Origin of the sequence: Lujinxingia vulgaris (genome assembly GCF_007997005.1) — a bacterium.
In the GTDB taxonomy this organism is placed as follows: domain Bacteria; phylum Myxococcota_A; class Bradymonadia; order Bradymonadales; family Bradymonadaceae; genus Lujinxingia.
In genome coordinates this window covers 105,644-123,244 of record NZ_VOSL01000025.1, presented here as the reverse complement: position 1 = coordinate 123,244, position 17,601 = coordinate 105,644, and the positions used below count along the sequence as shown (strand labels likewise).

The window sequence follows — 17,601 nt, the reverse complement described above, 5'->3', positions numbered from 1 at the left end:
ACGCACAGAACCCGCCACAAATCACGGGCCTCCCCTGGCCAACGGGACAAAAAAGAAGCCCGGCTTACCGAACACGTCGGCAAACCGGGCCATCTTAACCCTGAGGTTTTGCGTAGCCGTCCCCGCTCAGAGGGGCGGACGCACCGGGTCGTAGGCGTTGAAATACTCGGCGTCGTGGCGCGCCACGTTGTTGTTGGTGCGGCTCATGCCACCGGTGATCAGAACGCGTCCGTTCGACGCAACATCCGCGGTGAAGCCGAAGCGCTCCTGGTGCAAATCACCCAGCACGTTCACGTTGAAGGGGGGCACGGCGGTGAGGCCCTGGAAGGTCAGGCGCTCGGCGTTGTTCACGTGCTGGCGCCCCGGCCCCACGCCACCGATGATGAGCAGGTCGCCACTCTGGGGAAGCTCCACCAGCGAGGCTGCGCCACGCGCCTCGTTGATGCGCCAGGTGCTCTCGCTGAGCATCTGGCCCTGCTGCGGCCGGCCCACCTCAAAGTTGGCGGTGCCGCCATCGGTCAGGCCGGTGAAACCGCCAATCACAATCACCAGATCCCCTCCCCCGCTGCTGATGCGGCGCGCGGAGGCACCGAAACGCGCCATGTTCAGCAGCACGCTCTCGGTGGTGACCGAGCTGGCTTCGGTCGGCACGATCTCTTCGGAGCTCGCGAGCACCTGGCTTGCGCTGCGTCCTCCGGCCAACCACACCGTGCGTCCGTCGCGCAGCAAGACCGCGGTATGACCCACGCGCGCGTCGGTCATCTGCAGGCCGGAGCTCACCTGAGCGGCCTGCACATTGACGACCTCAAAGGTGTTGAGCACCGCATTGTCGCGACCCAGGCCGCCGGCGATGACCACCGCGCCGTCGGAGGTGCGGCGCGTTGCGGTGTGATGCGCACGCGGCGTCGCCAGGCGAATGGCGTTGCCGTTGAAGTCCACAATGCTGCGCACGCGGGTGCCAGGCGCCTCATTCAGATCGATGAGCTCCAGGGAGTCGACCGGCCGCACCACGCCGTCGCGCAGCGTAAACCCGCCGGCAACCAGGTAGCGCTTATCCCCCAGGGGCGTCACCGTATGGAAGGCGCGCGGCTCGGCGAGCTTGTCGCGACCCAGCACGCCAACCGCTTCGGCGGCGTCGTCTTGAGCCAGGCTGGTGAAGTAGCCGGTCTGTGGCGAGAAGACCTGAATGTCGTCGTACACCTCGGTGAGGTTCGGGGTGGTGAAGGGCTGGTAGAAGCTCCCCGGGTTGCCGCCGCCGACGATCAGCACCTCGCCATCCGAGGTCGTCGCCGAGGCATGCCCGATGCGCCCGAGCCAGTCGCGGGTCTCACCGCGATAGTCAAAGGCGCTCTGCACGAACTGGGTCTGCTGCGTCTCACTGTCCAGGATCAACGAGCCCACCGGAGATGCCTCGTCGACCGGCGCCACCATCGCCCGGAAGTTCCGCAGCGGACTTCCGGCCTGGAAGGTGAAGATCGGGGTGGCGCCGGCAGCCAGCAGGTTGTTGGAGGCATCAAAGACCTCCACATCCAGGCGCAGGCGCTCGCCATAGGTGATCTCGGGCATCGACGCGCTGCGCGCGGCGAAATCAAAGGTGCTCTGCGAGAGGACCCGCCGATCCATCGGCTGGGTCACCTTGATGCGGACCGTCTGGGCGCCTTCGTAGGCTGGCATGCCCGTCACAAACCCCTCCCCGCCCTGAAGGGTGGGGCCCCAGCCAAAGAGGCTGACCTGGACACGGGGCGTGGCCTCATCGGGACCACAGCCGAGCGGGCTCAAGAGCAAGGTTCCTGCCAGCAGGCAGGCGATCTGTGTCGTCTTCGTGTTCACGGTGCTCACCACTCCACCTCCGCCTCAAACGCCGCGGGCTGCGAGGCGCTGCTACGCAAAATCAAAAAGAGGGTCCCCGCGATCGCGCCGCCGGCAAGGACCGCGGCGCCGCCATAGGCGAGGTAGCGTTTGGTGTTGCTGCGTCCCTCCGAGGGCATCGCCGCGGGCGGGGCGATAACTTCCGGGTCCTCGACCACAGGGCCGGGCGTGGGCAGCGGCGCACGAGCAACTTCCTGGTCTTCGCTCACCTCGCGGACCCCCGAGGTTGAGCCCCCTTCTTCCGTCTCCACCGGCGTGGTCACGGCGACCGCCGGTGCGGGGGCCAGGTCCACATCGACCACCGCGCGATCCGCGGGCATCGTGCGCACCGCGGTGGCGATCTCAGCAGCGAGTCGGCTCACACCCACACGCTGGTTCGACATCTCCATGTTAAAGCTGACGTTCTCGCCCTGCACCACCATCCCGTCGCGGGCCCGATACACAAAGGGGGCCGCGGCGTAGTCGCGCCCGTCGCGCACCATGATGACCCAGGCCACGAAGTCCGCGCCGGTGCGCGTGGTCAGCTCCACCAGGTACGGGCTGAGCTCGGCGCCAAAACGACCCGAGCGCAGGGTCTCCCGAAGATCGAGATAAAATGCGGGAAGATCCTCATCGGCCGCGGCCTGCTCCTCACGCGGCGCGCCAAGCTCCACGGAGACGGCCTGCTCGGTGCCACGACCGCGCACGCGGACCTCCTGCGCCCAGACGCTGCCGCCACCGCGCACCACCAGGTAGTGGTGACCAAATCCCACCCCGTCGATTCGGGCCGGGGTCACCCCTTTGAGTTCACCATCGAGGTAGACCTCTGCGCCGTCGACGTTGCCCACCACGGCGAGCACCCCCGGGCCGGCCTTCTCCACCCGGTCCATCTCCGAATCGAAGACTTCGCGCAGGTCGGCAGGGAACTTCTCGGGGTCAAGCGTGGCGCCCGGGCGAAGCTGCGCGTAGCGCTGCATCAACTTGCGGGCATCCAGGTCAAAGTTGCTCTGGAAGTAAGCCAGCGAGAGGTTGGCCAGCGTATCGGCGTACACATCAAAGTTCTGAAGATCGGCCAGGTGCTCGTTCATCATATCGAGCGCGCGCTGGAAGGTCTCGGCGGCGCGCTGAGAGTCCCCGGCGGCCAGCAGACCGATGCCGGAGGTATAAAGTCGCTCGGCTTCAGCCACCGCCGCGCTGGCGTTGCGGCCACCGCCCAGTCGCTCCTGCATCTGACGGTAGTCTGGCAAGAGCTCCAGCCCCCGTTGCTCCTTGAGACGTGCGCGGGTGCCATCATCGACGCGCTCGGGGATGATGCGGGTCAACTCCCCACCGACGCTGTCGGTCGGCAGCATGAAAAGACGGGGAGTAGGCCCGGCAGGCTGAGCGGGCTCTTCCGCGGCGGGCTGCTCAGCCTGACCGCTCTCCTCGCCCTCTTGAGCCCAGGCCGGGGCGCTCAACGCGACAAACCCCAGCATAAAGAGCAGCGCGCCCAGCGGACGCCTGGCGCGGCTCGCGATACGTACAGAATTCATGATACCTCAACCTCCGGCCCGCTCGCGTCCTCACAGAGGACTCGGGCACGACGACTTACGCGCTGCACTCGGTCGTCACTCGACCTGTGAGCGACGCCTTGAAGACGCGCGACTCGCGTGGATAAAACGGCCTCGTTCACTAGCATAACGGCGATTTGAGCGTCAACCGGCACGCCTTTTTCACCACCTCGGTCGCCGCCATCACGAATCGCCCCGCATTGTCCTCATTATTAAGCCCCTCTCCTCTTCGAGATCGTTCGCCCTATGCGCCTGAGCCTGGCCACCAAAGTCTTCATCGCCTTTGCCGGCGTCACCATCGTCTTCAGCGCGGTGGTGATGTTCGGTGTCGAGCGCACCCAGACCCTCTACGGGCAGCTTCGCGCGATCAATCACCGCATCGTGCCGCTGGGGTTGCAGCTGAGCGATGTGCAAAACGACCTGCGCAGCTTCCATGTGGTGCTCAACGAGCGCGACCCGGCGGTGCTTCGGCGCTCCTTGCAGCTGACGCGTCTGCTCAATGCGCTGCCGGACAACCTTGACGAAGAGCTCGGCGAAGCCGCACTCCTGGCGGACTTCAGCGAGCTTGAGGAGGTGCCCGCCGCGCAGAGTGAGGCGTTTGCCACCATCCATCGCGATCTGCGGGCCCTGCAGGCGCGAGGCGGCGAGTTCTCCGGGGCGGCCAGCGCCTTCACGGCTCAGGTGTTGAGAGAGCGCCCTCAGGGCTCGGAGCTCTCCGAGTCCATCTCCGAGACGCAGACCGAGCTGAGCGCGGAGGCGCGCGCGCTGGACAATCGGCTCACGCAGCTTCGCGCCGAGCTGCGCGTGGCCACCGATGAGGCCCTGGCGCGGGCCGATGATACCGAGCGCAGCTCGGTCTATGCGCTCGGGGCGCTCAGCCTGGCGGCGCTGGCGGTGGCCCTGCTCGTGCTCATCCTGATTGTCTGGACGCTGCGTCCACTGACCACCCTCACTCAGGCTGCCCGCCGCATCGGTGAGGGCGACTACCGCCCGCTTCCCAGCCCCTCCACGCGGATGGGGCAGGATGAGGTCGCGCTGCTCACCGAAGAGTTCAACGCGATGGCCCACAGCCTGGCCGAGCGCGACGCGCGGCTGCGTAGCCAGCACGCCGCGCTGCTCAAGTCGGAGCGCCTCGCGACCATCGGGCGCATGACCAGCCTGATCACCCACGAGCTGCGCAACCCCCTCTCCAGCATCAACCTCAACGTCGAGATGCTCGCTGAAGCGCTCCAGGAGCGCGGCATCGATACCTCCGACCAGGAGATAAGCCCCCTTCTGGAGACGGTCATTGAGGAGGTCGATCGCCTCCGAGACATCACCGAGGAGTACCTGATCTACGCGCGCCTTCCCTCCCCGAAGACCCAGGCCGAGCACCTCGATGACATCGTGCAGGGGTTGATCGACTTTCATCAATGGGAGTGGAGCCAGCACGGCGTCGAGGTGCTTCTGGCGATCGACGACGGGCCTGTGGAGGTCGACGTCGACGCCAACCAGATGCGCCAGGCGCTGCTCAACCTGATCAAAAACGCGGTCGAAGCCAGCGCGCGTGGCGATGAGGTCGTCGTGCGCGTCGCGCGCAACGAGGGACGTGCCCGCGTTGAGGTTCATGACCGTGGCGAGGGCATCGCGCCCGAGGCGCTGGAGCGCCTCTTTGAGCCCTTCTTCTCCACCAAGTCTCAAGGCACCGGGCTGGGTCTTCCGATGACCCAGCAGATCATCGAAGAGCACGGCGGCGAGCTACGCGTAGAGAGCGAGGTCGGACGCGGCACCCGCTTCTGCTTTGAGCTCCCCCTTATGCGCTCGCGTTGAGACTCAGGACGCGCCTCTCAGGCGCCTGCCATCTGCGCCTGCGACACCTCGGCGATCATCTGCTCGAGGCGGTCCAGGCCGGCCTCCAGCTCCGCCTGAGGCGGCCCGAAGCTAAAGCGCACATAGTTTTTGAAGCGGCTGTAGCGGTTGGCGCGACGCTGGCCAGGGTTGACGTCAAAGAACTCGCCGGGCACGCAGATCACCTGGCGTTTGAGGGCCTGCGAGAAGAAGTCCATCCCGTCTCGAAGCCCGGGCGGCAGCTCGCTTAAGTTGGCCCACACGTAGAAGGTTCCCTGGGCGGGCAGATCGAGCTTGATGCCCATCTTCTGCAAGCGCGACATCATCATCTGACGCTTGGCCGCGAAGCGCTCACGGATGGCGATGATCTCGGCGTCGGTCACCTCATCATCGAGCAGACTGACCGCCGCGCGTTGCAGAGGACGCGCCGCGCCGCCGTCGAGAAAGCTTCCGGCGCTGGCGACACGCTCAATGACCTTCTTCGGCCCCACCGTCCAGGAGAGGCGCCAGCCCGGGTAACGCCAGCTCTTGGTCAGGCCGTTGACGATCACCGCCGGGTCCCGCTCCACATCTTCGACGTAGCGCGCCGCGGTGGCCTCCTCGACCGACTTGCCCCAGACGTAGTGGCTGTAGAACTCGTCAAAGATCATCGCGCAGTCGAGCTCGCGTGCCACGCGCAGCCACTGCCCGAGCTCGTCGCCTCCGACCAGCTTTCCGGTGGGATTGCAGGGGTTCGAGAGCAACAAGGCCGAGAGGCCTCGCCCTTTGATCTCATCCTCCAGCTCACCGGCGCTAAATGCGTAGCCGCGTCGCGGGTCGAGCAAAATGGGGATGGGATTGAAGAGGCGAAAAAGATCGAGCAGCTCTTCATACGCCGTGTAATCGGGCAGAAAATGCCCCAGGTTGATCGGCCCGAGCGCGGCGGCCAGGCGAGAGAGCGCGGTACGCCCGCCACCGCAGATGGCGACGTTTTCGGCGGAGTACTGGCTCGCCATCCCGCGGCGGTAGCGGCGGTTGTAGTGGTCGGCCACTGCTTCGCGAAGCTCCCACAACCCGGTGACCGGGGAGTATTCGTGATCATCTTCGGTGATTGCGATGGCGTCGATACGTGGCGGCGCGTGCTCCAGCATCCCGGTCTCCGGTTGCCCCTGGCCGAGGTTGGTCCAGCCCGGGTCACCGGGGCGGTAGCCGTGACGGCCCGCCTCACTCATCACATAGATCACGCCGGTCTTGGGCACCGAGCGAAACGCCGCGTGCGACTTCTTCCCATCCGAACGCCTCTCCACCATACTTCTCTCCGCGCGCCGGGCTCGCCCTTTGGAGCCCCTTGAAGTTTCCTGAACCACGCTTTGAGCCCTAGCACACTTCCCCACCCCCACCAACGTCGGGAGGCTTCGATGCCCCACCAACTTCGTGTGATGACCTACAACATTCGCCTGGGCATTCAGGAGGGACTGAAGGCGGTCGCTGACGTGATCGCGGAGGCCAACGCCGACGTGGTCGCGCTCCAGGAGGTCGGGCATCACTGGACAATGGGCCCCTCGGGCGACTCCACCGCCCGGCTCAGCGCGCTGAGCGGGCTTGAACATCACGTCTTTATCCCGGCGATCATCGAAGATCGCCCCGGTCAGGAGCCGGCGCGCTACGGCCAGGCGATCTTAAGTCGCTGGCCGATTCTGGAGGTTCAGGTCGACCCGCTTCCTCAGATCATGGACGAGCCGCGGCGGCTGGCGCGCGCCCTGATTGAGAGCCCGGCCGGCGTGGTCGAGATCTTCTGCACGCACCTCTCCTACCTCGCCGAAGACCGCCCGCAGCAAGGCGAAGTGCTGCGAGAGCGCATCTGCGCCGCACCGATATGCGGGGCCGATGACGCGCCGGTGGCGCGCTTTGTGATGGGGGATTTTAATGAGCCGGAGCGCACCGAGTGGCTTGAGGCGCTGGTGGAGGTCTGCGACGATCCGGGCGCGCCCGAGGCCATGAAGACCTTCCCGGCGCAGCAGCCCGACCGCCGCATCGACTTCGTGCTGGGCCAGGGCGCCCGCGCCCTGGCCCACCGGGTCTTGGAGAACGACACCGCCTCCGACCACCTGGGCGTGCTCACCCTCTGGGAGCTATGAGCGCTCAGGCTTCGGCGAGCTGGCGGAGCTGATCTTCGAGGCGGTCGCGCTCCAGAATGATCTCGGCCAGCGTGGCCTCCAGCGCGGTCTTCTCCTCGACGAGTTTGGACACCTCTTCCTCATCGATCGCGCTCCCCTCACCGGGCTCACTCGCCGCCTCATCGCGGGCTTCAAGCTCGGCTTCGAGTTCGGCCAGACGGGCGTTGAGTGCGTCGCGCTCCTCTTCAAAGCCAGCGATCTGCTCGCGGGCCTCCTCGAGTTCGGCTTTGAGTGTCGCGAGCGCTTCGGCGCTCTCGGCGTCGGCGCCTTCCTCGGCTTCGGCAGCCTCGGCAGCGGCCTGACGTGCGTCTTCAAGCTCAGCCTGGGCAGCCTCAAGCTGCGTCTGCAGCTCGGCCATCTCGTTGCGCAAAGCCTCCAGCGCCTCGCCCTCTTCGAGGTCGGCGCTCTGCGCGGCCCGGGCGGCCTCGAGCTGCTCTCGGAGCTCGGTCTCCCGCTCGGCCAGCGCGTCGCGTTCCTCGGCGATCTGCCCCAGGTCGCGGGTGAGGTTGGAGGCGTCGCTCTCCAGCTCCTCGATCTGGGCGGAGAGTGAGGTGATGAGCTCGTCGCGCTCGGCGAGCTCGGAACGCAACGCTTCGAGCGCCTCCCCGGTGGGGGCCTGCTCCAGGCTCGCGCGGGCGCTGGCGAGTTCGCCACCCAGGCGATCGTTCTCTTCGACCAACCCGCGAAGATCGCCGGAGAGCTCTTCGAAGATCTTGCGCTTGCGTTTGCGGTCTTTCTCCAGCTCTTCGACGCGGGCTTTCAGCGACTGATTCTCATCGCCGAGTTTGCGGCGCTCGACCTGCAGGTAGTCCGTCTCGCGGGCGAAGGCGGCCTTCTCCTGTTTGAGACCGTCGCGCTCCCGCGAGACCTGGTCGCGCTCGGCGGCGACCCGGCTATGGCGCGCCTCAAGGTCTTCGAGCAGTTGACGTTGCCGGGTCAACTCGGCGTTCGTCTGATTGAGTTGGGCTTGTAGGTCGTCGCGCGCCGAGGTCATCGCCACAAGGTCTGCGTCGAGGGTTGTGGCGCGCGCCAGCAGCGCGTTGGCTTCATCTTCGGGCGGCCGGCGAGAGAGCTCCTCGTTGAGCGCTTCGAGGGTGGCCTCAAGCTCGACGACTTTCTGCTGCTCGGCCTCCAGCGAGGCGCTGAGCGCTTCGATGCGCTCATCGCGAAGCTCCAGATCATGCACGCGGTCGGCGAGCTCGGACTGCAGGGCGTCGCGCTCAGCCTGGCCGATTTGTGCGGCGTCCTCGAGTTCTTCGACCTGCTTAAGGCTCGCGCTGAGCTCCTCGGTCACGTCATCGATGCGCAAGAGCGCCTGATGGTAGCGATCCTCAAAGCTCTGCATCTCATCGCGCAGTTCACTGACCTGACTGCCCAGCTCGGCGCGCTCCGAATCCACAAGCGCCTGCGCCTGCTGATGCGACTCCAGCTCCTGCTGCACCGCTGTGAGCTGCGCGTTGAGCGCCTCTTCGCGCTCGGCCGCCTCTTCGAGCTGGCGGGCGCGCGAGCCGGACTCCTCGCGGAGCGCTTCGAGCTGCGCCTCAGCCTCAGCGGCGCGCCGGCGCTCCGCGTCGAGCGCAGCCTGCGCCTCGGCCATCGCCTCATCGGTGGGGGCCTGCTCCAGGGCCTGACGTGTCTCATTGAGCTGACGCACCAGCGTGCGGCGCTCGTCCATCAAACGGTCCCGCTCACCCCGCAGCCTCTCCACCTGCATGTCGTCGGAGTCGGCGACGCCGGCATCCAGCATCTGACGCAGGGAGGCGACTTCGGCGCGCAGCGCCTCAACCTCTTCGTCATTGCCCGGCGACTGCATCGCCACGCTCTGGCGCGGCGGAGCCCCGCCGGTGGGCTGCGCTGCAGGTTGCGCTATGGGTTGTGATACCGGGCCAGGCGCCACAGCTTCCAACGGCGGCTGCTCATGCTCCCCGCTGCTGAACTCGCGCTCCCAATTTTGAAGATTGAGCGCGTGACCATCCGCACGCTGCGTGTGTTCATGGGCATCGGGCCCGGCCGACTCCTGAGCGGCCGCGCGCAGCGCGGCGAGGCTCGCTGCAATCTCGGCACCCCCATCGACGGTATCATCCCCAAAAGACTCCGGCTCAAGCTCCGGGTAGAGCTCATCGGGGTCGAGCACCTCGTGGACCTCGTCCTCCCCGATCATCATGGGCTGATCGTCGAGTTCATGCTCCTCGACCAGCGAAGACGCATCGAGCTCGATCTCCTCCGGTCCGAAATCATCCATTCCAAAGCCCATCCCCATCGAGGTGGCTTTGGCCATCGACGCGATACCCGGATCTTCGACCTGGGTGCTGACCACCGGCTGCTCTTCCGCAAACTCCAGCGGGAACTCGCCCACGCGCACCAGGTCACCGTGCTCCAGCACCTGGCTCTGGATGCGCATGCCATTGACGTAAGTGCCATTGGAGCTGTTGAGATCGTAGAGGGTGCAGCGACCGTTCTCGTAGACAAACTTCGTGTGTCGACGAGAGACCGACGGGTTGTTGATGCGAATGATGTTGCCCGGATTTCTCCCGATGGTGACTTCGGGAACTTCCGAGTTGATCTCAACGATGACCTCGGTCCCGATCTCGGGATCCTGATAGATCAGCTTTGGCACGTGTCCACCTTGGCTCGAATGCGTCGGCGCTGGCGTAGGTCGGTTTAGTGGCGAAGAATCAGGCTCCCGGCATGGCTCCGGGGGCGCCGGCGAAAGCGGGCCCCGGACGTCGTTTTTTCAGCCGAGAAGCGCCCCTAACCTAACCCGCGTCTGTCCCCTTGCCAAGTGACGATCGGTCGACGAAGATGGCGCGCCCGCTCGGGCTTGAGCCCGGCATCTGATGCCCTCGCCATGCGGAGTAGGCCCGTTGAACCAGATCGCTCCTCCCCAACATCCCGACCGCCCGCGCGTCGTCACCTTCGGGGGCGGCAAAGGCGGTACCGGCAAGAGCACCCTGTGCGCCGACATTGCCCGGGCGCTGACCCGCTATCAGGGGCGCGTGCTCTGCGTCGACGCCTCCTGGCATACGCCCACGCTCAATATCTTGCTCGGTGCCAATGAGCCCGCCTTCGATCTGGGCGCCGATGGCTCGCATTGCCTTGGCGAAGAGGGCGCACACATCGCCGACTTCATCGTCGGCACGGCGTACACGAATGTGTATCTGGCCTCTCTGGCCGCAGCCCGACGTTATCCGTTTACGCGCCCGCGGGTGCGTCCCGAGGAGATCATCGCGCAGCTGCATCAGCTCGACTTCGACTGGGTGCTCATCGATCTTCCCCCCAGCCTCTCGCCCTTTGATGTGGGGCTCTTTACGTTGAGCGATACGCCGATCCTGGTGGGCACGCCCGACCCGGCGGCGATCCGGGTGATGGCGCAGTTTCTGCGCGCCTCGCTCTTTAGCGCCATCGGATACCACCCGCAGGCTCCCGACTTTGAAGAGGAGCTGGTGGAGGTGCTCTATAAGCAGCCCCTCTGGCTGAACACCCGCTCGCTTCGCTACGACGCGCCCTCGGCCCAATCGCGCGCCATCATTGATGAGACCGCCCGCCAGCTGGAGGTCTACATGGTGGTCAACATGGTGCGCGAGGGCGCCGAGCACGATCTGGGGTTTGTGCTCAGCCACGCCCTTCACCGCGAGCTACAGGTCTTCCCCCGGGTGCTGGCCAGCATCGATTACGCCGACCGCCGCTGGTTTTATAACCGCCGCACCACCGGCACCGGCACCTCCCGCAATGAGGAGGGGCTGACCAACGACATCGAGTTGCTCTCGCGTCACATCCGCGACGTGCAGCTGGTCGATATGCGCTACCCCAGGCCGATCCCCACCCGCGGTGACGCGCACCCGGCGATGCTGATGGGGCTCAACCCCGAGCTCAGCCGCAACGAAGTGCGCCAGTACTGCCGCAGGCTCTGGGAGGGGTATCGGCGCGAGGCCTCCATCAGCCTGGTCTTCACCGAGCCCACCCGCCGCATGGAGATCGCCGAGGAGCTCGAAGGGCTCTACCGTCACGTGTTGACCATGCCCAGTGAGAACTTCTCGCGGGCGGAGGTCGATGAGGCGGTGCGCAACTACGAGCGGGAGCGCACTGCCACACCGGCACCGGCCCGTCAGGAGCACCCCACCCCCCAGCCTCCTCGACCTCCGGAGTTCACTCCCCCGGCCCAGCCTTCGGCCCACGAGGCCGAGACGCCCCCGGAGCAACCCGATGCCCCGGCCGCCGAAGAGGGCGCCGGCGCGCGCCGCGCCGTGGCCACCAAGTCGCCCGGAGACGCCATCGCCGCGCTGCGACGACGTCACGGGCTGAGCCTTCAGGAGCTGAGCTCGCGCACCCACATCGGCGTCAAATACCTGGCCGCCATTGAGACCGTCGACTCCGATGTGCTCCCGCGACCGGTTTATCTGCGCGGCTACCTGCGCGAGATCTCCCGGGTCTTCGATGTCCCGGCCCAACCCCTGATTGAAGACTACTTCCGATATCTCGATCAATCGTGATAAGGTCGCCCGGACAGGCGGCCTGCCGCCCTCCCCTCCCTCGGGCTCCAAGGCTCGAGTTCACGTCGAACCCCTCGCCATGAGGAACGCATGTCCAAGATCACCGATCCGAAGAAGGCCGCTCAGCGCGCCCGCGTTATCGCCTCCGACCTGACGATCTACCCGGACATCCAGAAAAAGATCGAAGCGGGCATCAAGAATGACAACCTCTTCGATGAGCTCGACGGCATCTGGCGCGAGGCGCTCACGCACATGCGTCAGTACGTCGACGAAGACATGCTGGAGAACACCAACATCCTGGAGAAGGCGTTTATCGACATCGTCTTCGCCAACTGCGGCCATATCGAAAGCTCGATCTGGTAACCCGCTGCCCCCGGCATGCTTTGAGCACCACCGAATTCAGCTTTCAGGTTGAGCCGGAAGACGCCGGCCAGCGCCTCGATGTGTACCTGGCCGAGCAGGACGATCCGCCGCTGACCCGCTCCCAGGTGCGCAAGTTCCTGGACCGCGGCGAGATCACCGTCAACGGCGCGCAGGTCAAGGCTGGCTATAAGTTGCGTGAAGACGACCGCATCTTCTGGTCGCACATCCCCCCGACCGAACCCAACATCAAAGCCCAGGCCATCGCGCTCAACCTCCTCTACGAGGACGATGAGGTGGCCGTGGTCGACAAGCCCGTGGGCATGGTCGTGCACCCCTCGATTGGCCACCCCGACGGCACGCTTGTCAACGCGTTGATGCACCACTTCGACGAGCTCCCCACCATCGGTGGAGAGCTGCGTCCGGGGATCGTGCACCGCATCGACAAAGACACCTCCGGGGCGCTGGCGGTCACCAAGACTGACCGCGCCCACCATCACCTCTCGGCCCAGTTTCGCGACCACAGCATCGACCGGGTCTACCACGCCCTGGTGTTTGGGCCGGGGCTTGCCGATGAGGGGACCTTCGATACGCTGCACGGGCGCGACCCCAACCACCGCATGCGTTTTACGGGGCGAGTGACAAAGGGACGCCACGCGGTGACGCACTACCGGGTGATGGAGCGCTACGACAGTGGCGCGGTCCTCGTGGAGTGTCGCCTGGAGACCGGGCGCACCCACCAGATCCGCATGCATTTCGCCGACGCCGACGCCCCGCTTCTGGGTGATGTGCTCTACGGCGGCAAACGCACCTCGCAATGCTCGTTGATCGGGCGGCAGGCCCTGCATGCGCGCACGCTGGGCTTTGAGCACCCCGATGGCCAACGCGTGCACTGCGTGGCGGAGTACCCCGACGACTTCTCCGGCGCCCTGGAAGCGCTGCGCGCTGGCCGGGACTGGCGTTAATCCTCAACCGACTCCGCGTCGGCCAGCGCGTCCATGATCCGGGCGTTGAGGGGCCGCGCCAGGTAGTCTCGTCGCAGCCGCTCGTCGTCGATGGCCGCCGCGCGCTCTCGGACCACCGCCTGCGCCCGGCGCAATGAACGCACGCGCTCATCGTCGAGCGCCGCATCGCCCACCTGAGCCAGAAGGCTCGCGTGGGCGAAGTGGACCTCGTCTTCGCCGTAGATCTCAATCGCGTCGAGCATCGCCAACGCCTGGCGAGAGAGCGCGATCGCCTGTTCAAGGCGGTCCTGGCGAGCGTGCGACCGCGCCATCAGGCTCAACGCAAACGCCTTGCCCCAGCGCATGTCGGCCTGGTCTGCGCGCTCCAGGGCATCTTCGGCCTGGAGCAACGCCACGCGCGCATCACTCGGGCCGCCCCCCTGCAGCTTAACCTGAGCCAGCGCCAGGGTCGCGCAGACCGCCAGATACGCGTGCGGGATGGAGTCCGCCAGACGCAACCCCTCGTGGAGCGCCTGCTCGGCCTGCTCAGTCTGCCCCAACTCCAGGTAACATAACCCCAGGGAGATCTGACCGTCGGCCTCCGTCGTCGTGTACGCGGTGCGGCGAGCCAGATGCAGCCCGCGCTGAATCTCGGAGATCGCCTGGCGGGTCTGCCCGAGCAGGAAGTTGACGTGGCCGATGTTGACGAGCAAGAGCGCCTCGTCGCGGCGATGCCCGAGCTGCCGACACATCGCCAGCGCGCTCTCATAGCGAGCCATCGCTGCTGCAAAGCGGCCTACGTAGGCCAACGCCAGCCCGGAGTTGGTCAGAATCTGTCGCTGGTGACGGGGGAGCTCCAGCTCCCGGGCGCGGCTCAAGGCGCGGTCGTAGGCGATGAGCGCCTCGCGGTGGCGCCCCGTCTGGCGTAGCACCACCCCGCGCACCGTATAAAGCTCGACCGCGGCTTCGCCGGCCCGGCGCTTATCGACCTGATGGATGCTGGCCTCATCGAGCAGCAACAAGCCGGCATCGACCACCTCAAGGGCGCCGTCGCGGTGACCCTCGGTCAGATCGATCACGGCGCGCTGACGCGCGGCCTGAGCCAGGCTGATGCAGTCATCCTGGCGTTGCGCCACCTCTTCGGCACGTCGCAGGTAGTCCCGCGCCTCCCGAAAGCTCGCGCGTTGGAAGCAGTAACGCGCCTGGCGCAACCACACCTCGGAGGCGCGCTCATTGGCGTCGCCACGAGTCACAAGCTCCTCCAGTGCGTTCAGCGCGCTTCGAGCGCCGGCGTCATCACCGAGCTCCTGACAGGCTTCTTCTTTGAGCAGCAAGACCTCGATGAGCTCATCGACCGGCGCCCCGCCCATCTCCAGGACCCGCTCACAATGGCGCACGCAGACCTGCGCCCCTACCAGCCGTGAGGCCTCCCGGGCGGCACCCACATAGTAGCTCCGAGCGCCCTCCGCATCGCCGCACGCTTCAAGGTGCCGGGCGATCAGCGCGCTCCGACGTGCGCCACCCTGCCCATCCCGCGCGATCAACTCCGAGGCGATGCGCCCGTGCAGCTGCGCGGCATGCTCGGGCAAAAGCCCCCGGGCGGCCACCTCCCGCGTGAGCTCATTGCAGAAGCGATAGCGCAGACTTCCCTCCGCCCCCACCTCCTCCAGAATGCCCTCCTCGACCAGCCGGGCGATGGCCTCGCCACAGGGCTGCTCCAGAAGACGCTCCGCCCGCGCACGCTCAAAAGGCACTCCGAAGAGCGCGACGCGCACGAGCACCGCGCGCGCCTCCGAGGGCAGCCGCTCCAGCTTCGCGTCGATGATCCCCTCGACACTCGCCGGCAGCCACACCGCCTCATCGCTGAGTTCGACCGAGTCGGTCGCGAGCCCAAAGCCCACCCGATCGCGGATCGCCTCGACCACCTCCCGAATGTAGAGCGGGTTTCCCCCGGTGCGGCTGAGCACCTCCTCGACCAGGGCCTGATCTTCGCCCACATCCAGACGCAAGAGGTCGCGAACCAGCCGACGCGACTCTCGCCCGGAGAGCTCGCCGACCGTCTCAAACGCCACGCGCGGACTCTCCAGAAGTCGCCGCCAGGCGTCGCTCTCGGTATGCGGCCCCAGATCGCGGGCGGTGCACACCATAAAGACCGGCACATCTCGATCGGTCTCAAAATAACGCGCCGTGAACTCCAGCATCACCGGATCGATATAATGCGCGTCATCAATGGCGATGATCACAGGCCCCGACGACGCGAAGCCGCTGACGAGCTTGCTCAGCGAGAGGTAGATACGTCGCTGGCGCTCCTCGCGGTCGAGGCGCGAGAACGCGCGCTCCGAGACCGGCACCCCGAAGACGGTCGCCATCGAGTCGAAGAGCAGCTCGCGCTCATCCTCATCCTCCTGGGAGAAGATCGTCTCAATGACCTTCTCCAGGCGGGCAGCCAGCTGTCGAAGATCATCGCGAGGTCCGAGCCCGAGCGCCTCGGCAAAGAAGGCCGCCGCGCTCCCCAGCGGCTGATCCCGCTCATAGGGGGAGGCCACGGCCCGCAATACCCGCGCCTGGCCGCCATCAAAGCCGGCGAGGAACTCCTCCAAGAGCGCGGACTTCCCGACGCCTGCTGGTCCGACCAGCATCAACGCGCCGGCGCGGCGATCCATCGCCACGCGACGGTAAGCCTGTCGCACGACGCGCCGCTCCACATCGCGCCCGTAGAAGGAGGTCACCGACCGGCGCAGCTCTTTGATGCGATCCCGCGCGCTCTTTGGCCCCACCAGCCGGTACGCCGCCGCTCCGGCCCCTCCAGCTGTCGCCCCACCCGCGCCGACCTCGTCGTTGCCGGCCATCGGCTGGATGGCCTCGCAATAAAACGCCCGCCGAACCCGCTGAAAGACCTGCGGGCCGATCAACGTCTCCCGCGCCATGGCGGCCGCCGCGAGCGAGCGCGCATCGTCGTCGCCGCGCTCCAGGTACTCCCAGCGGTAGCCCTGCTTGAGGCCGCTGGACGGATGCTCAATGAGCACTTCCGAGGTCGCGATTCCCAGGCTGACCAGAAGCGGCACATCGAGGCTGAAGTTCATCCCGGCGACCGCCTCGTGCAGATCGCGAGCCACCCGGGCGGCGCGCACCCCGTCGTTCTCACTGGAGATGGGCAGGCCCAGCACGACCACAAACCCCGCGGCGTCGATGCGATGCAAGACCCCGTCATTTTTAAACGCGATCGCGTCCACAATCCGGGTAAGCTCGGCGCCCAGATGGCGCCAGCGCTCCGGGCTCAGCGCACGCTCAAGCTCCGCCAGCCCCTCGAGCTTGCCGGCGATGGTCACCACCTCCTTACGGCGTTGCACCATCGCCGGGGTAACCTGCAGCGAGGTGCGCAGGCTCGCTGCGCGCGCTGACGCCCCGGCCCGCGCCACCTGCGTGCGTCCCACCACCGTCGACACCGAGGGCTGCGCTCCCACCGAAGCGCTCTCGCCACGCCGACCCTCCGGGTCGAGATGCGGGCTGACCTCGCGCAGATGCTGGGCGAGGGTCATTTCATCGTGAATCTCGCTGAGCCCGTAGAGCACGCGGGTCATCGCCCGCTGCATCTCCCGCGCGCTGGCCGGGCGCTCGTCACGCTCCCGGGAGAGCGCCTTGTACATCAGGTGTTCCAGCGCCTCGGGAGTTTGCGGGTGGATCGCCTTGATATCGGGCACCACCGCCCCCGTGACCAGGCTGAGCAGATCTTCGGTGCTCTCGGCCCGAAAAAGCGGGCGGCCGCACACAAGCTCAAACATCAGCGCGCCAAGGCTGAAAAGATCGCTGCGCTGATCGACCTCCTCGCCACGGGCCTGCTCCGGGCTCATGTAGCGGTACTTGCCCTTGACCAACCCGGGGCGGTCCTCCCGCACACTGGTGGCCTTGGCGATGCCAAAGTCCACCAGCTTGACGGCACCATCTCGCGAGATAAGCACGTTTTGCGGGCTCACGTCGCGGTGCACGAGTTCCAGACTGCGCCCGAAGCCATCGGTGCGGCGGTGGGCGTAATCAAGCCCGCGGGCAAGCTCAATCGCCACAAAGAGCGCATCCCCAAGCGCCAGCGGGCGTCCGGCCCGCTGGCCGGCCCGAAGCAAATGCCCCAGGTCCACGCCATCGACGTGCTCCATCGCCAGGTAATAATCTCGCCCTACCTTCCCGAAGTCGTAGATCTGCACGACGTTGGGGTGGTTGAGCCCCATGGCGATCTTGGCCTCGGCGATGAACATCTCCACAAAACGTTCATCGGTCGCCAACTCGGGCAGAATCTTCTTGATGACCAGCGTCTTCTCAACCCCCTCGGCCCCCACGCTGCGCGCAAGAAACACCTCGGCCATCCCGCCCACGCCGATGCGCTCTCCCAGCATGTATGTCCCAAAGGGCTCGCTCACAACGCTTCACCACC

At 66.5% G+C, this 17,601-nt stretch carries 10 protein-coding genes; 5 read left to right on the top strand and 5 right to left on the bottom strand.

Annotated features, from left to right (window positions below):
* Positions 1–126 precede the first annotated feature (126 nt).
* Both FRC96_RS06130 and FRC96_RS06125 read right to left on the bottom strand, forming a co-directional pair.
* Complete coding sequence (locus FRC96_RS06130; protein WP_146973624.1) at positions 127–1,839, bottom strand: hypothetical protein; 1,713 nt, start codon at positions 1,837–1,839, stop codon at positions 127–129.
* Positions 1,836–3,380 carry a PEGA domain-containing protein gene (locus tag FRC96_RS06125; RefSeq protein ID WP_146973623.1) on the bottom strand — a complete coding sequence of 515 codons (1,545 nt, stop codon included), beginning with the start codon at positions 3,378–3,380 and terminating at the stop codon, positions 1,836–1,838. Before FRC96_RS06125 ends, FRC96_RS06130 begins: the two co-directional genes overlap by 4 nt.
* A gap of 264 nt (positions 3,381–3,644) precedes the next feature.
* On the opposite strand from FRC96_RS06125, the gene FRC96_RS06120 reads away from it, so the two are divergent.
* Entirely contained in the window at positions 3,645–5,207 is a 1,563-nt protein-coding gene (locus tag FRC96_RS06120) for a sensor histidine kinase (RefSeq protein WP_146973622.1), read from the top strand.
* A gap of 17 nt (positions 5,208–5,224) precedes the next feature.
* On the opposite strand, the gene FRC96_RS06115 is transcribed toward FRC96_RS06120, so the two are convergent.
* A complete protein-coding gene (locus FRC96_RS06115; protein ID WP_146973621.1) occupies positions 5,225–6,514 on the bottom strand; it encodes a pyridoxal phosphate-dependent aminotransferase in 1,290 nt (429 codons plus the stop codon).
* A gap of 108 nt (positions 6,515–6,622) precedes the next feature.
* On the opposite strand from FRC96_RS06115, the gene FRC96_RS06110 reads away from it, so the two are divergent.
* Complete coding sequence (locus tag FRC96_RS06110) at positions 6,623–7,342, top strand: endonuclease/exonuclease/phosphatase family protein (RefSeq protein ID WP_146973620.1); 720 nt, start codon at positions 6,623–6,625, stop codon at positions 7,340–7,342.
* Positions 7,343–7,346: 4 nt separating this feature from the next.
* Here FRC96_RS06110 and FRC96_RS06105 read toward each other — a convergent pair whose 3' ends face one another.
* Positions 7,347–9,998 (bottom strand): FHA domain-containing protein, encoded by a 2,652-nt coding sequence (locus tag FRC96_RS06105; RefSeq protein ID WP_146973619.1) that lies wholly within the window; start codon positions 9,996–9,998, stop codon positions 7,347–7,349.
* 247 nt (positions 9,999–10,245) lie between these two features.
* Between FRC96_RS06105 and FRC96_RS06100 the strand changes: the two genes are divergently transcribed.
* The 3 genes from FRC96_RS06100 to FRC96_RS06095 all read left to right on the top strand — a co-directional run bounded on the left by FRC96_RS06100 (position 10,246) and on the right by FRC96_RS06095 (position 13,196).
* The gene (locus FRC96_RS06100; protein ID WP_230469934.1) at positions 10,246–11,871 is read left to right on the top strand and encodes a helix-turn-helix domain-containing protein; all 1,626 of its coding nucleotides are present in this window, start codon (positions 10,246–10,248) and stop codon (positions 11,869–11,871) included.
* Between the two features lie 90 nt (positions 11,872–11,961).
* Positions 11,962–12,234, top strand: coding sequence for a hypothetical protein (locus FRC96_RS21840; RefSeq protein WP_115602809.1), 273 nt, complete (start codon positions 11,962–11,964; stop codon positions 12,232–12,234).
* Positions 12,235–12,254: 20 nt separating this feature from the next.
* Positions 12,255–13,196, top strand: a complete 942-nt coding sequence (locus tag FRC96_RS06095; protein ID WP_230469933.1) for an RluA family pseudouridine synthase — start codon at positions 12,255–12,257, stop codon at positions 13,194–13,196.
* On the opposite strand, the gene FRC96_RS06090 is transcribed toward FRC96_RS06095, so the two are convergent.
* On the bottom strand, positions 13,193–17,587 hold the full coding sequence (locus tag FRC96_RS06090; RefSeq protein WP_146973616.1) for a serine/threonine-protein kinase: 4,395 nt from the start codon (positions 17,585–17,587) through the stop codon (positions 13,193–13,195). The two genes, FRC96_RS06095 and FRC96_RS06090, sit on opposite strands and share 4 nt — an antisense overlap.
* Between the last annotated feature and the right edge of the window lie 14 nt (positions 17,588–17,601).